Here is a 658-nt window from a genome sequence, read left to right on the forward strand (position 1 = left end):
GATTGATTTAGACTTTGCTGTCACTTACAATGGTCAGTATATTTTTTCAAAAGACAGGGTTATTTCTGCCACACCGATTGATAAGCAGAGCCTGCGTGATTTGATTGCCTACGCTAAGAAGCACCGAAAAGAGATTTCCTTGGGGACAGAACAGGCCATGCAAGGTTCAAAAATTATGACCTTTGGTATGAGTTCTTTTTCTCAGTGGGCTACCCAGTTTATTCCTAGAAAAATGACTCGGACGGTAAGCCATGGTTTTAACAAGATTGTGAGTAAGGCCCTGCCTCAGCATGAAGAAGACCTGCTGAAATTGATCCAAGAGCCCATTTATCAAGTGCTGATTTTGGCGGATCCAGCTGAGAGTGCCAAGATTGAAGCGGATTTCCCCCATTTGAAATTTACTCGTTCGAGCCCTTATGCGGCGGACATTATCAATCAAGGGATGTCCAAGCTGGAGGGGATTCGTCTAGTCGGTCAAGAGTATGGCTTTGATATTCATCAGGTCATGGCCTTCGGCGACTCTGACAATGACTTGGAAATGCTGTCGGGAGTTGGCTTGTCTATTGCTATGGGAAATGGCACCAGCTCTGTCAAAGAAGTAGCCAAGCATACGACTAGCAGCAATAGTCAGGACGGGATTCATCGGGCACTAGAACAT

The 658-nt window shown here is 45.4% G+C and carries 1 protein-coding gene; it reads left to right on the plus strand.

The window, feature by feature from the left end; genetic code table 11:
* Positions 1–658: HAD-IIB family hydrolase (locus D8792_RS11130; RefSeq protein ID WP_125374019.1), on the plus strand; the 658-nt coding region annotated here is incomplete at both ends.

Origin of the sequence: Streptococcus cristatus (assembly GCF_003943505.1) — a bacterium.
Classification (GTDB): domain Bacteria; phylum Bacillota; class Bacilli; order Lactobacillales; family Streptococcaceae; genus Streptococcus; species Streptococcus cristatus_E.